This window comes from Mesorhizobium sp. CA8 (assembly GCF_020164955.1).
Classification (GTDB): Bacteria; Pseudomonadota; Alphaproteobacteria; order Rhizobiales; family Rhizobiaceae; genus Mesorhizobium.
Map to the genome: position 1 here is coordinate 1 of NZ_JAIUHG010000026.1, position 18581 is coordinate 18581.

The 18581-nt window shown below is 61.4% G+C and carries 10 protein-coding genes; 2 read left to right on the forward strand and 8 right to left on the reverse strand.

Translation table 11 applies throughout. The features are described 5' to 3' along the window. Nucleotides 1-168: 168 nt before the first annotated feature. Nucleotides 169-1062, reverse strand: a complete 894-nt coding sequence (cyoA, locus tag LB553_RS24000; protein ID WP_224516770.1) for a ubiquinol oxidase subunit II — start codon at nt 1060-1062, stop codon at nt 169-171. Nucleotides 1063-1576: 514 nt separating this feature from the next. Further along, nucleotides 1577-3607, reverse strand: a complete 2031-nt coding sequence (locus LB553_RS24005; protein WP_224516771.1) for an AI-2E family transporter — start codon at nt 3605-3607, stop codon at nt 1577-1579. 335 nt (nt 3608-3942) lie between these two features. Here LB553_RS24005 and LB553_RS24010 point away from each other — a divergent pair, with 335 nt between their 5' ends. Then, on the forward strand, nt 3943-4479 hold the full coding sequence (locus LB553_RS24010) for a hypothetical protein (protein WP_224516772.1): 537 nt from the start codon (nt 3943-3945) through the stop codon (nt 4477-4479). A 417-nt stretch (nt 4480-4896) separates the two neighbouring features. Then, the gene (locus tag LB553_RS24015; protein ID WP_224516774.1) at nt 4897-5253 is read left to right on the forward strand and encodes a hypothetical protein; all 357 of its coding nucleotides are present in this window, start codon (nt 4897-4899) and stop codon (nt 5251-5253) included. A 99-nt stretch (nt 5254-5352) separates the two neighbouring features. Here LB553_RS24015 and LB553_RS24020 read toward each other — a convergent pair whose 3' ends face one another. The 6 genes from LB553_RS24020 to glgX all read right to left on the reverse strand — a co-directional run bounded on the left by LB553_RS24020 (nt 5353) and on the right by glgX (nt 18502). Continuing rightward, nucleotides 5353-8730, reverse strand: a complete 3378-nt coding sequence (locus tag LB553_RS24020; protein ID WP_224516776.1) for a helicase-related protein — start codon at nt 8728-8730, stop codon at nt 5353-5355. A gap of 28 nt (nt 8731-8758) precedes the next feature. Then, on the reverse strand, nt 8759-9058 hold the full coding sequence (locus tag LB553_RS24025; protein WP_224516778.1) for a hypothetical protein: 300 nt from the start codon (nt 9056-9058) through the stop codon (nt 8759-8761). Nucleotides 9059-10110: 1052 nt separating this feature from the next. Further along, a complete protein-coding gene (gene treY, locus LB553_RS24030; RefSeq protein WP_224516780.1) occupies nt 10111-12747 on the reverse strand; it encodes a malto-oligosyltrehalose synthase in 2637 nt (878 codons plus the stop codon). After that, nucleotides 12747-14591: a 4-alpha-glucanotransferase gene (malQ, locus tag LB553_RS24035; protein ID WP_224516783.1), complete on the reverse strand. Its 1845-nt coding sequence runs from the start codon at nt 14589-14591 to the stop codon at nt 12747-12749. Before malQ ends, treY begins: the two co-directional genes overlap by 1 nt. Beyond that, on the reverse strand, nt 14575-16404 hold the full coding sequence (treZ, locus tag LB553_RS24040) for a malto-oligosyltrehalose trehalohydrolase (RefSeq protein WP_224516785.1): 1830 nt from the start codon (nt 16402-16404) through the stop codon (nt 14575-14577). The genes malQ and treZ overlap by 17 nt, the downstream gene beginning before the upstream one ends. After that, nucleotides 16397-18502 (reverse strand): glycogen debranching protein GlgX, encoded by a 2106-nt coding sequence (gene glgX, locus LB553_RS24045; RefSeq protein ID WP_411962242.1) that lies wholly within the window; start codon nt 18500-18502, stop codon nt 16397-16399. Before glgX ends, treZ begins: the two co-directional genes overlap by 8 nt. Nucleotides 18503-18581: the final 79 nt, after the last annotated feature.

Consider the following 18581-nt stretch of genomic DNA (forward strand, 5'->3'; position numbering starts at 1 on the left):
GCTTGTGATCGACCGACGTTATCCATTCGCGCCAGAGATAGGGCCAGTAGCCTTTCGCTGTTATCCAGACCAGCACCGCGGCGGCCGCCAGGAAGACGACCAGGGCTGCACCGAGCGGGATAGGCTGGTCGAAGGGAATTGCCGACCAGTCGAGCTTGCCGAGCATCGTCATCCTCCTTCTTTGGGCGGGTTCGTCATGGCCTTCGGCTGGGTTTTCGGGCTCACCTGCGGCTCGCTGGCGGCCGTTTCGGCAGGTCCCGGTCCGGGTGGCAGAGCCTGGCGCAGCACCGCATCGAACAAGCCCGGTTCGACCTGGCCGAAGGCGGTAGGCGGCATGTTGATGCTTTGGCGGGCAAGCGCGCGATAGGCGTTGGCGTCCATTACGCCCTTGCCATGCAGGGACGAAGCCCACGCGGCGAACGCATCCGCCGAGACCGCCCGCACGCGGAAATTCATGTCCGAGAAGCCGTCGCCGCTGAAATGCGCCGACAGGCCGAAATAGTCGCCTTCGCGGTCGGCCTGCAGATGCAATTCGGTCTGCATGCCGTTCATCACATAGACCATGCTGCCAAGCTGCGGCACGAAGAAGGTGTTCATCACGCTGGCCGAGGTCAGCCTGAAATGCACCGGAACACCGGCGGGGATGACCAGCTGGTTGACCGTTCCCACACCCTGGTCCGGATAGAGGAACAGCCATTTCCAGTCGAGCGCCACCACCTGAACCTCCAGCGGGCGCTGGCCGGACTCGATCGGCCGGCGCGGGTCGAGGTGATGGGATCCGTAGTAGATAAGTCCGCCAAGGAAGAGGATGGTGAGCGTCGGGATGGACCAGACGATCAGCTCGATGCGGCCGGAATAGGTGAATTCCGGATCATAACGCGCCCTGCGGTTCGTGGCGCGGAACATCCAGGCAAAGGCAAGCAGCGCGACCAATGTCGGGATGACGATGACCAGCATCACGGCAAGCGAGTTCAAGAGGATGGTGCGGTTGCCGGCGCCGATCGGTCCCTGCGGGTCGAGCACGCCGCCCGCGCAGCCGGGCAGGCCCGATATTACAGGCAACCAGATGAGCAGACGCAGTGATTCGGATCTACTGGGGAACAACACAACGATTGGTCACGTGTTTGGGATAATGCGTGTCCGACGAAGCGCGCGTCGAAATCTCTGATCAAGTCTCCGAGCGCTGACGCTCTCGCTGCCGACGGCCGTACAACTCCCGGAGACACGCCCCAACTGCCACAGCGGGCGGTTGTTCCACTCCTTTGACGAGGTGCGGGCACTGAGGCGATCGGAAGGAAAGGCGGCTTTCGATGGCGATGCGATCGCGCGGCCCTAGCCGCTCTGATCGGCGGCATCACCGAGCGAGTGCCTTGACCGAGTGGTCTCAAGGCAATCTGCTACATGGGTTAAGAGCGGGACCTATCGCAGTGGCCAGATCTGACCCTGAGTGGGGCTTGCAAGAAGCTCGAGCCAAGTGCTTTTGGCCCTGGTTGGAGAACTGGCGCCCGGCCTGTGGGCGTTGAGAGTCAGGCCCCGTAGTTCGTCACTGGCATGCCGACTAGCAGACGCGCCACTCTCACTTCCCGGCAGCCTGCAGTTGCTTCCGGCGCACCGGCTGGCGGCGGCGGTGGGTGGTTCTGAGCGGGACCGCCGGTTTGGCGGATAGGGCGCCGGTTACGGCGCCAACCATGTCGAAAGCGACGAAATCGGCGTTGAGCGTGCTGGCGAGCTCGGCCGCGGCCTTGCCATCGCCATTGCCGCCTTCCGACCAGAAAACAATGCCGACGCGCAGCTTCGGTTCAAGGCGCTTCAGCCGGCGCACCATGAAGCGCGCGTGCTGGGTGGACTGGCGGTTGAGGAAGCCGATGAGGACGGCGTTGGTGGGCTTCAGGTCGAGGCGGCGGATAGCCGAAGGCTCGAGGTCTGCGAAGCTCGCCTTCGACACCGAGGCGCCTTGTACTTCCAGCACCTGCGCCAGCATGGCGGCGGCCGCATCGTCGAGCTCGCCGCGCCCGCCGGCGCAGAGAACCGCCATGCCGGAGCCGTCCGGCAGGTCGATGTCTTCCTCCTCGTGGTCTTCCCCGGAAGGCTTGCTTTCGGCAGCCTTCTTATCAAGCACCTTCTTCTCGGCCGTCTTCTTGTCTGTTGCCTTCACGTGCGCCTCAGCCACCTGCTCTTCCTCTTCCTCCTCAGCCTCCTGCTGGGCGCTGTCGTCGAGATTGGCGACCAGCGTCTTCGCGCTGTCGGCAACCTGCCTGCGCTGCTCGTCATCCATGACGCCGCGCCCCCGGTCCTGCTCGCCAAGCAGAAGCGCGGGGATGGCGACCTGATCATAGAACTGGAACAAATATTTTTCCTCAAGCATCTCCTCGGCATGATCGGTCGCCTCATCGGGATCCCCGGCCAGCAGCCGCTGGTAGAGTCGAGCATGCGGCTCCAGCACCGGTTCGTTACCGAACAGCACGTCGAGGAACTCGAATTGCGGCACATGCCGCCCGAGCACCACCAGGCAGACAGTGAGCGGCGTCGACAGCACCAGGCCAATCGGCCCCCACAGCCAGGTCCAGAAAATCGCGGCCACGATGATTGCCAACGGCGACAGACCGGTATGCGAGCCATAGAGCCACGGCTCGATGACATTGCCGGTGATGAGCTCCACGACGATGAAAAGCGCGACGGTCCACAAAAGCAGCGACCAGCCGGGCGCCACCGCCAGCGCCAGGAACAGCGGCAGCAGCGCGCCTACGATCGGCCCAATATACGGCACGAAGCGCAGCGCGAGCGCCAGGAGGCCCCAGAGCACTGCGTTGGGAATGCCAAGCACCCATAGCCCGACGGTGATGGGCACCGCGTAGACGGTGTTCACCACCAACTGCATCAGCAGATACTGGCCGACGCGCTTGCCGGCGTCTTGCAGGGCCTGCGTGGTGCGATGGAGGTCGCCATAGCCGACGAGGCGGATGAAGCGGTCGCGCAAATCCTCCCGCTCCATCAGCATGAAGATGACGACGATGATCACCAGGCCGGCGGAAGCCAGGGGGCTGATCAGCGGCCCAATCAGGTTCTGCAGCACTTCCAGGGGCTTCTCATGTGCGACGACCTCGACCGGAATCGGATCGCGCGTCGGCGCTTGGGCGGCGGAAGGCAGCTGCGGTTCCTGACGGTCGATCTCCTGGCCGACGCGCTCGATGACGCCACTGAGGCGCGAGACGATCCCCCCGCCGAGGCCGCTTTCCTTCAAAGCGCGCACCTTGGTCAGGATGTTGATCTGGTAGACCGGGATGTTCTGCGCGAGATCGCTGACCTGGGTGGCGACGATGAAGGCGAACAGCGACAGCGCGGCAAAGGCCCCCGCCACACTGGCGATGACGGCGACGATGCGAGGGACGCCGGCGCGCTTCAGCCAGGACACGACCGGCGCGATGGCGAAGGTCAAGAGCAGCGCGACCGCGATCGGCAGAAACACCTCGCGCCCGAAATAAAGTGCGGCGACAATGGTGACGACGCTCGCCACTGTCGGCAACACCGTGCGCGGATGCCCTCTGGAAGCGGCGAGCAGGCTCGCCAGCCTCGGCTCCGACACTCCATTACTACGATTGGCCGCCACCACCGAGACTCCATATTGCCTGGTAATGATCCGATATGTTCGCCGCGTGCAACGCGCCGTGGCCCGGTGGGTTGCAGATGCGCTAATAAATAGCTCGGGACACGGTTTTATGCGGAGGAAGGATTTTGCCGGATCTAGGCCCCCCGGCAAGGTGGAGTCCGAAATGACACAATTTCGGACGAAGCGTTCGCGCAGCGCCAACGGCTTTTGGTGCCGGCACGGAAGCAGCCCTGAGCAGTCTCAAGCCGCGATCTGCTAAAGGAACCCGCTTCTGCGGGGTTCTCTTCGGTCAGTCGACTGCCTTCTTCTTGTCCGGCGCTTTCGGCTGCCCTGACTTGCTCTTTGAGGCAGCGCCTTTCGAGTGGGCCGACATCGCCGGAGCTGCACCAGTCTTCTTCGCTGCTGACGACTTGGCGGCGGTCTTCTTCGGCGCAGCCTTTCTTGCACGCGCCTTTTTCGGCTCCTCCTTCGACGAGAAAATGCCGGTGATGCTCTCAATGATGGACATTGGCAGGCCCTCGGTTGAATTAGTCCAACAATGCCGGCCCCCTGAAATTGTTCCGTTGTCGAGTCAGCTACTGCTAATAGGACAGATTCACTCCATGCTGTTGAATTTGAACCCGAGTGATTTGGTGCACATGTGTAAGCCCGTGGGCAGGGGCGAGCTTACTTCATCCAGCCTATGGAACCGAAGCTCTTCAGGAGTCCTCCGAAGGGCGACCTTTGGCTTCAAGAGTCAAACAGCACGGCTACTGAACGCAGGTGATCAAACGATCGCGACGGCACCCGGCGGCGCCGCGCGATCCTCCACGTTGATGCCACCCGAACATCGGATCCAGTTCAGCGAGGCCATGCCGGGCACCGGCGACTGAGTGTTCCACCGGGTCGACGTGACCGGCGTGAAGGCATGGTGTCGAAGGAAGACGAGCGAAACTGCGCCGCGCCTCGGTGAAACGCCCGTGAAAGGATAGCAAGGCCGCTACAGCTTATGGCAGCCGTGGCAACTTGGAAGAGGAGGACCTCCGTTGCTCGAGGCCGCGTGCGCGACATGGCTGGAATGCGCTCCCTCCGACACCGTGGCCTTTCAATCATGGCTTCCTTCCTGCGGAGCTGAGTTAACGTCAGTGCCCAAGTCGAAGCTGCGCACGACGACGGCGCCTTACGTACATCCCCCGCCGTAGCTTCTTGATTGGTCAATTGGGGAACATCCGTCGGAATCACTGGTTAGTCGCAGCAGAATCCTGGGGCGTGCTGCCAGCACGCGCATCCCTCTCCGAAATGGTGTTTCGATGGCCGATGACATCCCCGAAAAGAAAGCGCGCCAGGGTGGCCGCGGACTTCCGGTCCTTGCCGTTCTCATCTGTGGGCTGGTGCTGGCGATCATCGCGTGGGGCATTGCAGAGATGTATGGTGAGCAGGCAAAGACGCCTGCAACCCAGGAAAAGCCGGCGCCGCAGGAGAATGGTCAGGCGCCCTCGACCGCCAGTCCGAATCCCGCGGAAGCTGATCCGGCAAAGTCCAAAGCCGATAATATGAACGTCGCCCCCGTCGACCGGAATCCACAGGTGGACAGGGACCCAACGCCTCGATCCAGCACAGGCGGCGACCAACCGGGCAAGCAACCGTCACAGCCCGCCTCGCAGTAGCTCACTCGGCCAATGCCTCAATGGTTGCTCAGTCAGCGCCGTGCCGTGGAAACCATTTCCGACAGCCTAACAGAGCGTCGATTCTGGCATGCAAAGCGGTCAAGCGATCCGGTCCAGAAGGCTTTCAACTGCGGCCAGCCTCTCCTCTCGCACATCGGTGCCGTGGTCAAGAATGAGCCGATGGGCCGACCATCGGAGCGGATCGTTTTTCCCAATTTTGAGGCGCTTCTGCAGCTCTGCCGCGTGCTCGGCAGGAAGTCTCAGCGCAACCCCCTTGGGTCCGCCATCGATTTTGCTAATTCCAAGCATCGTCGCGCGAATTCGAAGCGACGCAAGGGCGAAGCCTGTCTCGAGCGAAGACGGGATCGGCCCAAACCGATCGCTGAATTCCTCACGAGTTTGGGCGAGCGCAACTTCGCTTTCGGCCCTATCGAGCGCGGCGGCTAACTCGATCCGCAGTTCGGGATGGGGGATGTAGTCAATCGGAATGGCGGGAGTAAAGCCAAGGTCAATTTCAGCGCGGTTCGCTGCTTCTGTTCTTTCGCCTCGAACTTTGGCAAGAGCACGCTCGAGCAGGCTTCGATAGAGCGACAAACCGATTGCATAAAGGTGTCCGGCTTGCTCTTTGCCTAGCAAGTCGCCGGCACCGCGGATGTCGAGGTCGCGAGTGCTGATGTCAAACCCCGAGCCGAGGGCATTGAACTGCTCCAACGCCTGGAACCGACGTCGCGCACCCTCGGACACGTCAGCGCCGGGTTCTAGCGCCATCAGCATGTTTGCCCGGCGAGAGCCACGTCCCACGCGACCCCGTAGCTGATGGAGCTGGGCAAGGCCAAACCGCTCGGGCTTATAAACGATGATTGTGTTGGCTCCTGGAACATTGAGGCCGCTCTCAACTATGTTGGTTGCCAACAATATGTCGCCCTTGCCCGCAGCAAAGTCGAGCATCGCACGATCGATTTTCGCACCTGACATGTCGCCATGAAGAACCGTGAGTGAGAGCTCGGGGACCATGTCGTTGATGCGTCTGGAAAGCGGAGCGAGGTCCTCGATGCGCGGGCACACAATCAAGCTTTGCCCGCTCCGCTCTTTTTCAGCGCGCAGCGCTTTTCGCACGATTTCGGTTTCGAACGTCACCGTCGCTGTCCGTATCGGGCGACGTCTTACCGGTGGCGTGGTGATGACACTCAAATCCATGAGCCCCACGAAGCCTGCTTGTAGCGTCCTCGGAATGGGCGTTGCTGTCATCGAAAGGACGTGCTGTCCTCGGGCCAGATCGCGCATCGCCTTCTTGTGGCGCATCCCAAATCTCTGCTCTTCATCGATCACGACGAGTGACAGATCCTTAAACCGGACGTCCTTGGCGCAGATGGCATGGGTAGCCACAAGAATTCGGACTGAGCCCTCCGCTAGGCTGGCTTTCGTTCGGCGGGTCTCGGACACGGTTTGCAGGCGAGACAGCATTGCAACCTCGATGCCATGTCGCCTGAAACGCCTTCTGAACAGCTCGAAGTGCTGGCGGGCAAGGACCGTGGTCGGAGCGACCAGCGCCGCCTGCCGCCCCGAGAAGACCGCAGCGGCTACGGCGCGCACGGCGATCTCGGTCTTGCCGAAACCGACATCTCCGCAAAGAAGCCGGTTCATCGGCCGGCCGGAGGCGAGGTCCGTGGCGATGGCGGCAGAGGCATCGGCTTGCCCCAGGGTCAGATCGTATGGAAAGCCGGCGCAGAGGCGTTCAAATTGTACCCGGTCGGGGTTGAGCGGCGTGGCCCGGCGTAGGTCGCGCTCGCCGAGCATTCGCACCATCCGTTTGGCCGTTTGCTCGATCCTCGCCACTGTCTTGTCGCGGCGTTGTCTCCAGGCGTCACCCTTGAGGCGGTCAAGCGTGACTTCCGTTTCGGCGCCGCCATACCGCCACAGCTTCCCGATTTCCCGCAGCGGGACCAGCAGGACGGCGTCATCGGCGTAACGCAGGCGCAGCGCTTCATCATCTCCGATTGCGGGCTCAAGCCCTTCCAGAATGCCGATGCCGTGTTCGAAATGAACCACCACGTCGCCGAAGCGAAGCTGGGCGTCCGGGTAGTGCGATAAATCATTCCGAGGCTGGTGAACTGGGAGTGCCTGTCCAGCAAGATCTCTCAGCGCGACACAAAGAAGCATGTCCTCACGATCAACAAAGCCATGCTCGATTGGGGCTACATACAAGCACGCAGATGGCGCTGTGCACACGGCCTCCCAATCGTCCTGGGGAGCTAGCGGCAACGCCAAGGCGCGTTCGACACGCCGCCTCCACAGCTGCAGCACATGTCCGGCCGGTCCGATGAGAACGACCCGCAATCCCTCTGCGATCAGATTTTCCGCAAAAGATCGCAAGGCACCAGCAGCATCGGCTTCTCGGGCGAAAACGGGTATTTGCGTCTTTGCGTCGGGATCGTTCAGCACCTCAGCGGCGATCTTGCTGGAGATGGATTCCCACTCATCCCGGGAGAGGAAGTCGGACATGTTCTCGCCATCTTCCTGCAGCGCTGAGATGGCATCCAGACCCCGCTGATTGGCGCCACGCTCGGCGATCACCTCGGCATCATCGAGATAGTCGAAAAGGGTCTCGCCCGGCCGGGTGAGACCATCCGGCGACGTGCCGTGGACCGGGACCGATTCCGACGCCGGATCCACGATGAGGTGCCTGGCTTCCGCGACTGAGCGCTGCGACAAAGGATCATAGGAGCGGATCGAGATGATAGTGCTGTTCTCTATTTCGATGCGGCAGGGGCGAGGCGAGGCGGCAGGGAACACCTCTATCACGCGGCCACGGATCGCTGCTTCGCCGGGCTCGTCGACGCGGTCGTCGAATACGTATCCGATTTCTTGCAGCCTATCCTGAACATCCTCTGCGACCACCTCGTCGCCGGCTTGGAATTCGAGGTGAACGTTATTCCAGATGTCACGAGGAGGGACACGGCGCAAAAGTGCCTCAGGTGTACTGACGAGCACGCGCGGCCGCTTGTCTCGATCCAACAGCCATCGCAGGACGCTCATGCGCCGTCCAACCGCTTCCGCGCTCGCCGGAATAGCGTCAGCTGCTGAACCATCCCAACGCGGATAAAACGCAGCCGCCAACTCGCCGGCCATCGTCTTGAGGATTGTTGTTAGCTGCTCGGCTCTGCGGGTGTCTTGTGCGATATAAAGGATCGGTGCAACGCACGTGCGGATGCGGCGGTGCGTCATTGCTGCCACAGCGCCCACTGGGTTCAACGGTGTCATGTCGGCACTGATCTCCTTGCGGTGCACGCGCGCTACTTCGCTCTCCGACATCCTGGCCAGGGGGACACTCGCCAGCGCGGCCGGCTGGACTTTTTCGCCGGCGAGTCGTCGGGTCTCCGGCCGAGATAATGTTTCCCCTTTGGCATTCGAAATGCCTGAAGCAAGATCACCTGCTGCGCTCCCCGGTAGAGATCGAACCCCCGATTGAACAAGCACGCCCTCTCGATCCGCACAGAGAAGCCATCTAACCGCCGTTGCGGCGACGGGATGTCTGCCGCCCGCTTCGCATTTTCAAGGCATTACGGAAGGCTTGGGCACCCACCTCGCAACCATGTTTCGAAGGCCCATTCGAGCCGATTACGATCTTCGCCTGCTCGATGGTCAAACCAAACATCTTTGCAAGCTCGGCTGGGCGATAGGTATCGCTCCAGCTCTCAATTGATTGGTCATTTGGGTCCGCTGGATGGGTCTGCTCCCGCTCAACGTGGGTCGGCAAGCAAAGTTCAAGACGAAGCGCGAAATAGGTGACGCCGAGGGATTCCAAGACTGGGCTTTTGTAGCCGATGTTGGCGAGGGTCCAGAAGCGGTGCGGACGGTAGTTCGACGGCGCAGGGACTGTGCAGCCATGCGCTGCATAAGCTAATGCCGGGCCTGGCCACGCGGTTGTTCCGCTTGGTCGACAGGCCGGTGTCGACACATAACTTCTCAGCGGGAGCGCAGCTGTTAGCAGCGGGCCAACCGTGGAATGGCACGAGGGGACCCAGACCAGCCGCCGGAATGATCAGCTAGCAGCATGATCCGGGCCAGGCTACTCCGGTGCTTATGAAGGGATCGCTATGTCGCTGCCGAGTTTGTCAATTTGGGCAAGCAGCTTTGGGAGCAAGGCGACCTGCCTCCGGGCGGGTTCACTAGGCGTGAACTAAAATTCGGCTGACGGGGGCGGGGTGGAAAGCGGCCCGGCAGGTCTGGGGCAAAACTCTACCAAGCCTGCCATACGCCGAACCAGCGATATTCCTCCGAAATGGCATTGCTCTGGTTGGCAGCCAGAACTTCCGAGTGCCGGCGCAGTACGATGAACGCAAAGGTGCGAACCCACTCGGCTAGACATCAGATATTCTCGGCGTCGTGGAAGAAGGGCATTCCGTCGGCAGTCGTCATCACCGTTCAGCGCGGGTTGGCCGGCTAGTCCACGGGCGCGTAGCGACCTCTCTGTGCAACCTTTGGTGCGGGCTTGTCTGACAGTTCGATCCATACAGGCGCGTAGTCCGCTGCTCCGTTCCCACCGCGCACCTCCATGTCGACCTGGGCGTCGACTAATCGCTTCTTGAGCGACGGCCTCTGCGGAAGGTGGTCGATGCGAAGGCCGGCGTTGCGGCCGAGGCGTTGCGGATAAATCCCAGAACGTGTAGATCTTCCCACCGGGACGGCCCGCGCGCAGCGCGTCGGCCAAGCCTTGTTTGAGCAGCCTCGCGTAGGCGGCGCGCGCCTCAGGCGCGAACAGAGCATCCTCCAACCAGCGCTCGGGCTTGTAGACACCGAGTTCGGTCGGCTGATATTGAAATCGCCTGCCAGCACCAGAGGCTGTTTGGACCCGACTTATCGAAGCCTCGCGAGTGCGAGCGCAGTGGGCAGTCCGCCGAGAGGGATTCCGATCGGCAGAGACGTTTGACCCTGAAAAGACGTGCCGGTGAGAATCCCCTCGAAGGTGCCGCCATCATATCGTTCGGGCAGTAGAAGAAAGGTCGACCGCAAGCCATCGGACTCGCGCCCGAAAGCCGGTCGCTGCACGACGACCAACGCGGCGTGATCGTCAAGCTCCCTGAGAAAGGCTGTGAAGCGATTTGACTCGGATCCCACGATCTCGACAGGCCGATATGCGCCCCGCGCGAAGAGCGTTTCGTTTTCGCGTCGGCACGCCAAGGCCCGACTTATCATCCATTGTTTGAAGCTTCCGTCGACAAGCGTATACTCGCAACCGGGTGCGGCCTGCTGCTGATTGAGGCGGCGTTCAAGATTTGCAAAGTTGACCGGGCGGCGATTGTCTGGATCGACAAGGCTGAAATCGAGCCCTTCGGAGCCCTGGTAAAAATCCGGAATGCCCGCAGCCGTGAGCTTTACGAGCGTCTGGGTAATCGAGTTGATGCTTCCGGCCTCCACGAATGGCCGCAATGTTGCAGCGAAGTCTTCGAGGAAGGTGCGGTTGGCCGGTTCAAGAAGAGCCATCGCGTAGCTCAGCACGCCTTTCTCGTATGCCTCGTCGGCATCAAGCCAGTCCGTGCGGAGCTTTGCTTCGCGCAAAGCCTTTTCGACATAGGGAAGAAAACGGCCGGACAGTTCAGCCAGCCCGTGTTCGTCTTCGATCCTGAGCAAGGGTGGCCAGACGCCTGCCAGAGATTGATAGAGGAGCCATTCCACGTCCGGTTCCGGCGCGAAGCCGCCTGGAAGAGCTCTCCGGTTTTCCTCGTTTATCTTCGCCCAGCGCCCGACCGAGTCGGCCCAGACCGAAGGCGCACAGGTGAGGCTGTAAAGCCGCGCGCGGGCATCCTCCCCCCGCTTGGTGTCGTGCGTCGCCGTGGCCAGCATGCCGGAGCGCCCCTTGACCCAGCTTGCCATGCGGCGATGGAATTGACGAACACCGCCCCTTGCGCTGCCCGGAGAGCAGCCCACCTCATTGTCGGCGATGAAGGGGTTGACCCGGTAATAGAGGGTGTCTTCGACAGCCTTGGCCATGACCGGACCTGTCAACTGCTGAAAACGGATAAAAAAGGTGGTGGCGTCCTCGTCGCCGGCTCCCGACAGCATTGCTTTAATGAAGGCAATCAGCTCCGGATCGGCCCGACCCGAGGCCAGCGCGGAGGCGGTTGCTCGATCCAGTTCGATTTCGTCTCGTCCGGTCCACCGACCAGGCTCCGCATAGGTGCGGTAGACATCGAAGCCTACGATAATCTCAGCGATCGAGTTCAGGATGTCGTCGTCTCCGGCCTGTTGCACTTCAGCGCGTTGGCGGATTTCCTGGGCCAGCCGCACAAGCGCCGCCAACTCGCCTTCGAAGTTTCGCCTGAGGATCAGGCGCTTGGCCTCGCGCGTCTCCGCATCAAGGTCGACATGTCGTCCGATGAAGCGTTCGTAGTCCCGTACCAGTTCCGCGAGACCGTCGACGTCGGCAAGCAGATCGGCGACAGTTGGAATGAACTCGTACCCCGTGGTGCCGGAGATCGGCCATTCGCCCGGCAGTTCTTCGCCTTCCGCCAGTATCTTCTCCACGAACACCGGGATGTCCGGCCCTACCTCCTGTCGTAACTTGCGTAAATAGCTCGTCGGGCAGGCGAGCCCATCCACATGATCTATGCGCAAGCCATTCACCAGGCCCTCGGCGACAAGCGACAGCGCCAGCCGGTGGACATCTGCGAATACCTGCCCATCCTCGACGCGGACGCCGACCAGTCCCGTGACCTCGAAGAAGCGCCGGTAGGAAAGATTTCGGCGAGCGTCCCTCCAATAGATAAGTTCCCAGGGCTGCTGCTTGTGCAGGTCGTCGATTAAACCGAGCTCGCGAGAAAGGGCGTCCAGACTCTCCGCAAGCACATGGTTGTCGCGGGCAAGAAGTACTCCTACTGCGTCGTGGAAATCTGCGTCCCTTTCCGGGCGCTCGCCGATCAGCGCAACATCGCGGAGGGCTGTTGCCACGTCGCCTTCCAAGCGCTCCGCGATCAGCCGGTAGCTTGCGGGCAGCAGCGGCAGCTTGCTGTCGAAGTAGCCAAGCGCCAGGCAACTTTCCTTCGCATCCGCCTCAATCCTCAGTTCGCCGGCCTCGAGTGCTTCGCGGTAAGGTCGTCCAAGGCGAGGGAGTGTGAGCTTCCTGCCCCAATCGATGTCGAAATGGCCTGCGAACGGACTGGCCTTGCCACGCTCGACCACGCTGCGCCACCACCGGTTTTCGAGCGACGCGGCCATATGGTTGGGCACGATATCCAGGATGAGCCCCATGTCGTGACTCCGCAGCGCCCGATGAAGCCTGCGAAAACCATCGATGCCGCCGATAGCCGGGTCGATTTCGTTGTGATCTACCACGTCGTAGCCGTGCGTCGATCCGGTTTCCGCCGAGAAGATTGGAGAGGCATAGAGATGACTGATCCCGAGTTGCTTCAGATAGGGGATGATCTCTGCCGCTCTGTAGAATGTCATGCCGTTGCGAAACTGCAGCCTGTACGTGGCGACGATCGGTATATGCATCACGCACGTTCCTTCGCGAATGCGGCGGTGATTGCCCGATAAAGCGACAGAGAGGCTAGTTCTTCGATGTCGACGTTGAGCTTGCGCCGCCAGTTTGGATACTCTTTGGAGGTGCCAGGCAGATTGGTTGGTTCCTGTTCGCCAACGGCATCGGCGAGCCGCATGCTGGCGAGCCTGCATGGGGTGCGGGCGATGAACCGGTGAGCCGCGACGGCGAGTGCTACAAACGAGCTTTCGTCCGGTCGGGCGGCCTGCTTCAGCCGATGATAATCGGCTCGCGCCAAAAGCGCGTTTTCGAGAAATGTACGCAGCAGCGTCTTCCGCTCGGAAAGACGCTGTCTCGTCTGCTGCTTTGCCGCCGTAGCGTCGATCAACCGGTGCTGCAGCCGCAGGCTGACATCGCTGCCGGACCACCATCCCTTCAGCGTCGCGAGATCATGCGTCGACAGACAGGCAAGAGCCAGCGCAGGCCACATTCGCGCGGGACGAAATCGCGGTCCCGCTTTTTCGAAGTAAAGAATTCGGTAAGAGGAAATCTGCGTCTTGGCCATCAACGCGCGAAAGCCGTCCGGTACGTGGCCGAGATCTTCGCCGATGATCATTGTGCGGTTCTCCTGCGAGGTGAACGCAAGCACGTTGAGCAGACCTTCGGTGGGATAGCGGACGAACCCCCCTTCGGCTGCCGAACGACCCTGCGGAATCCAGAAGAGCTGCATCAGCGACATGGCATGGTCGAGGCGCATCGCGCCAGCCTGATCCATGACGCTGCGGATCAGGGCCCGGTAAGCTGCGAAATCATGTTCGGCAAGCTTCAACGGCGACAGCGGCGACAATCCCCAATCCTGGCCGCCGGCGCTGAACACGTCCGGGGGCGCCCCGATCTGAATGCCATGGACAGCAAGCAGAGGATCGCTCCAGGTTGCGGAACCATCCTGCGCCTCGCCAACTGCGAAATCGAGATACAGCCCGATCTGCATGCCCGCTGCCTTGGCGCGGGCAGCGGCGCGAGCCAACTGGTCCCGGGCGATCCATTGAAGCCAGATATGGAAGTCGATCCGCTCCGCATGCGTCTCGCCGAAGGCCATTACGTCGGGATCATCGAAGCGGTGAAAGCCGTCGGGCCAGCTTTTCCAACCCGCCCCATAACCGGCGGCCTTCATGTGCAACGACAATGCCTCGAATAGCGCGTGCCTGCGCAGGGGGTCCCCGCCCTCGGCTTTGAATGTCAGAAAGGCATCCGCAGAGGCATCGGGCCGGCTTCGCCAAATCCACAAAAGTGCTTCGAGCTTGGCTTTCGCAACACCGTCGTAGTCTACCAATTCCTGTGTCCGCAGCCGCTCGAGCTCCGCCTCGCCGGCCATGGCGCCATCGAATCCCGCCACGCGATCGACGGCTATGTAGAGCGGGTTCAGGAAGCGTCGGTCGGACGGCGAGAAGGGACTGCACCGGTCCGGTTCAGCGAGAAACAACGCGTGAAGCGGGTTGAGGCCGACGAACTGCGCTCCGGCATCGGCGACGATCTCGCACAGCCTGCCGAGATCCTCGAAGTCACCAATGCCCCAGTTCCTCGCGGAACGCAGTTCGTAGAGCTGGGCTGCAAGGCCCCAGGCCTTACGTTCACGCAGCCAATCAGGGAAATAGCATTCAGGAGCGGTCCGGGGGCGATCGGGTGGCTCGTTGCGGGTCTGACCGATCACGCCAGCCTCGTAATCGAGGTCGCCGCCACCGAGTGCTGCAACGAAACAACGGCGGGTTTCTTCAGATACTAGTACCGGCTGCCCGTCACCACCGGGATAAGACGCAACTATGCCGTAGCGTTGGGACAACTCATCGATCGACGACATCATTGGATACCGAAACGATGACGGTTCCCGGCGCGAGCTCGAACTCGGTTTCGCCGGCCGCTGGGATCTGCTCAGGATTGGGGAAGACGATGTGGCCGCGTGGCGGAGGCAGTTGCGCCGACCGCTTGCCAAGGTTCGCTCGCAGATGCAGTTGGACGTCGTCGAAAGACCACTCGATCGCGAATGCAGCGTCCTGGATTTTCGTTACACGGCCTTGGCCGCCCACATCATGGAGCAAGGGCACGATGTGCTGTTTGCGCAGACCAAGAAGGTTCTGGATGAACTCTTGCCGGCATTCCCTCTCACGGGTGGCCCGCGTCCAGTCCAGTTTGCTGGAATGGAACGTCTCCAATGCGTTGGGATCCGGGATCTGCGTCTCATCATTCTCTCCCTGAAAGGCCGCGAAATGCTCGAACTCTTTCCGGCGTCCGTCGCGCACCGCCTTGGCCAGGGAGCCGGTGAAATCGGTGAAGAAGAGGAAGGGCCGCGTCTCTCTCCATTCTTCTCCCATGAAGATCAGCGGGATGTGTGGAGAAAGGATCAGGATCGCCGTCAGTGCCTCGATCATTAGTCGGTCGGCCAAGCAGGAGAGACGCTCGCCTCTCGCCCGATTTCCGATCTGATCGTGATTTTGCAGGAAGTCCACGAAAGCTGTTGGCGGGAGGTGACCGCTTGGCTCGCCCCGCGGTTTCTTCTCTGGACCGGATGGCTCGCCCTGGAATGCAAAACCCTCGACTAGACACCGGGCCAATTGGCCGATCGGGTCGGCCGAAAAGTCGGCGTAATATCCTTCGCTCTCTCCGGTCAGCACCACGTGCGCGGCATTGTGGAAGTCATCATTCCATTCCGCAGTATAGTGGTGGCATCGCCCATCCGCTCGCTCATGGAGGTACGTCACGTTGCGATTGTCTTCGGTGATGAGGTGGATGTGGCGCTCGGGAAATTCCTGGCGGACGGCTTCAGCGAGTTCCAGCAACAACTCGGGGCGCGACGGATCCTGGATTTGGTCCACGGCATCGAGCCTCAGCCCATCGAAGTTGAACTCTTCGACCCAATAGAGCGCGTTGTCGATGAAAAACCGCCGCACAGCCGGGCGTTGATAGGCGATTCCGGCGCCCCACGGCGTGCGGCGCCCGTTGTCGAAGAACTCAGGGGCATAGCTTGGCAGATAATTACCTTCCGGACCGAAGTGGTTGTAGACCACGTCGAGGAGCATCATCAGGCCGCGTTCGTGCGCGGCGTCGACCAACGCCTTCAACGCGTCGGGGGGGCCATAGGCATTATGCGGAGCATAGGGCAGAACGCCATCGTAGCCCCAGCCTCGAGTTCCCGGGAATTGACCGACAGGCATGAGTTCGACAGCTGTGACGCCCAGGCCTGCGAGGTGATCTAGTTTCCTGGCCGCTGCGCTGAAGGTACCCTCGGGCGTGAATGTTCCGACATGAAGCTCATAGATGACGGCCTCGCGCCAGGGTCTGCCACTCCAGTCTCTCGCTCGCCATTGGTAGGAGCTTGGATCGACCAGCAGTGAGGGTGAATGAATGTCACCGGATTGTGCCCGCGAGGCCGGATCCGGCACAAGCCGGCCATCGGGCAGAACGAAACCATATGTCGAGCCCTGCTGAACCCCCGACGCCAGTATTTCGTACCATCCTTGGTCGTCGCAGCTCATCGGCGTTACCTTGTCGCCCAAGCGCAGCGACAGTGTATCGACTCCGGGCGCCCAAATCCGGAAGTGGACATCGCCGGAGCCTACGAACTCGGCGCCCCACTGCTTCGGGAAAATGCGAAAATCGGACGGAGCCTCAGGCATGATGAGGAGCCTCCAGAACGACGAGCGAACGGCCATCTAACTCCCAGGCTTCGCTCTTCGGAAGCTCGCCGCCCAGCGGGCTGGCAGTGCCGCTCGCGGTGTCGATCAGGAGCTGCCAGCCAGGTCCGGTGAACGAGGGCAGCGCGAAGCGCACGGTTTCGTAATGAGCATTGAGAAGCAGGAGCAAGGAGCCGCGGCTGTTGCTCAGCCTGGCCGCAACCGTGCGGGTGTGCGGGTTGATCCAATCCTGGTCGTCCATTGCCTCGCTGTCAGGCCGCAGCCAGGTAATGTCCGGCTCGCCATTTGTCGTTGGCCGGCCATGCAGGAAGCGGTCCAGCCGCAGCAGCGGTCGCGAACGACGGATCGCGATAACGCCGCTGACAAATTTCCGGAAAGCCGCGTCGCGTTCGCCTATCTCGTCCCATTTGAGCCAGTTCATTTCATTGTCCTGGCAATAGGAATTATTGTTTCCGCCCTGGCTGCGGCCGATCTCATCGCCCCCAAGGAGCATCGGCGTCCCTTGGGACAGGAGCACCGTTGCAATGAGATTGCGTCTCATCCGGTCGCGCAAATCGAGTACCTGAGGATCGTCCGTTTGCCCTTCGGATCCGCAGTTCCAGCTCAGGTTGTCCGAGTGGCCATCCCTGTTATCCTCCTGGTTGGCCTCATTGTGCTTGTGGTTGAAGCTGACGAGGTCGAGCAACGTAAACCCGTCATGGGCAGTCACGAAGTTGACGCTCGACCATGGTCGCCGGCCTCGCTTCTCGAAAAGGTCCGAAGACCCCAGCAGCTTGCCTGCGAGCTTGCCGGCGAGAGCCTCGTTGCCCTTCCAGAAGCCGCGCACGACATCGCGGAAACTGCCGTTCCACTCTGCCCATCCCGGGGGGAAACCGCCCACCTGATACCCGTCAGGCCCAAGATCCCAGGGTTCTGCGATCAGCTTTACCGTGGAGAGCACAGGGTCCTGGCGGACTGCGCCGAAGAAAACACCGTCAGGTTCGAAAGTCTCGCGGTCGCGTCCCAGTGAACTGGCGAGATCGAAGCGGAAACCGTCGACATGGCACTGCTCGACCCAGTACCGCAGGGAGTCCATCACCATCTGCAAGACGCGCTGATGACGAAGGTTCAGCGTGTTGCCGCACCCCGTTGTGTCAAAATAGTAACGGCGGTCATCCGCAAGCATGTAGTAGCTGGCGTTGTCGATGCCGCGGAAGGACAGGGTGGGCCCCATCTGGTTGCCTTCCGCAGTGTGGTTGTAGACGACATCGAGAATAACTTCAATGTCGGCCTCGTGCAGGCGCCTTACCATTAGTTTGAATTCATGAAGGTTGCTGCCGGGCGATAGGTATCGCGGCGCCGGCGAGAAAAAACCGATAGTATTGTAACCCCAGAAATTCTTGAGCCCGCGCTCGATCAGGTACCGGTCGTCGAAGAATGTCTGGACCGGCATCAGCTCGACAGCCGTGACGCCGAGTTTCACAAGGTGATCGATTACCCGCAGGTCGGCCAGACCACCGAAGGTGCCGCGCAACTGCTCCGGCAGCGCCGGGTGCCTGGCCGTCAGCCCTTTCACATGTGCTTCGTAGATGATCGTATTTTGCCAAGCGGTTCTCGGGCGGATGTCGTTGCCCCATGTGACCGCGGGATCGACCACCACGCATTTGGGCATGACGAAAGCAGAATCCCGCCGGTCGATGCCGAGATCGGCGCGGGCGCCGCCGATGCGGTAGCCGAACGCGGCGTCGTGCCATCGAAGGTCACCTCGCAATTCCAAGGCATAAGGATCGAGCAGCAGCTTGTTGGGGTTGAAGCGATGGCCGGCCTCGGGCGCATAGGGGCCGTGCACACGATAGCCGTAGAGCTGCCCGGGCCTGACTTCCGCAAGGTAGCCATGCCAGACTTCCTCGGTGTGCTCGGGCAGAAGGACACGATCGAGCTCGCGACGGCCCGTTTGGTCGAACAGGCAAAGCTCCACCTTGGTCGCATTGGCAGAGAACAGAGCGAAATTCGTCCCGGAGCCGTCCCATGTCGCGCCAAGCGGAAACGGCAAACCGGGTTTGGTGAATGTTGTGTTTCGGATTCCCACCAAAGTCCCCATCGCAGTCAGGCAACGAACCTCCGAAGGGTAAGGAGGTTCCACGTCCTCGCTGAATTTGGGTCCGGGCGGAACAAGCCCG

What these genes read in the sequence shown, in the direction of transcription:
- LB553_RS24015 (WP_224516774.1), top strand. Translation starts at nt 4,897, where the DNA reads ATGGCCGATGACATCCCCGAAAAGAAAGCGCGCCAGGGTGGCCGCGGA.
- treY (WP_224516780.1), bottom strand. Translation starts at nt 12,747, where the DNA reads ATGCATATACCGATCGTCGCCACGTACAGGCTGCAGTTTCGCAACGGC.
- malQ (WP_224516783.1), bottom strand. Translation starts at nt 14,591, where the DNA reads ATGTCGTCGATCGATGAGTTGTCCCAACGCTACGGCATAGTTGCGTCT.
- treZ (WP_224516785.1), bottom strand. Translation starts at nt 16,404, where the DNA reads ATGCCTGAGGCTCCGTCCGATTTTCGCATTTTCCCGAAGCAGTGGGGC.
- glgX (WP_411962242.1), bottom strand. Translation starts at nt 18,502, where the DNA reads ATGGGGACTTTGGTGGGAATCCGAAACACAACATTCACCAAACCCGGT.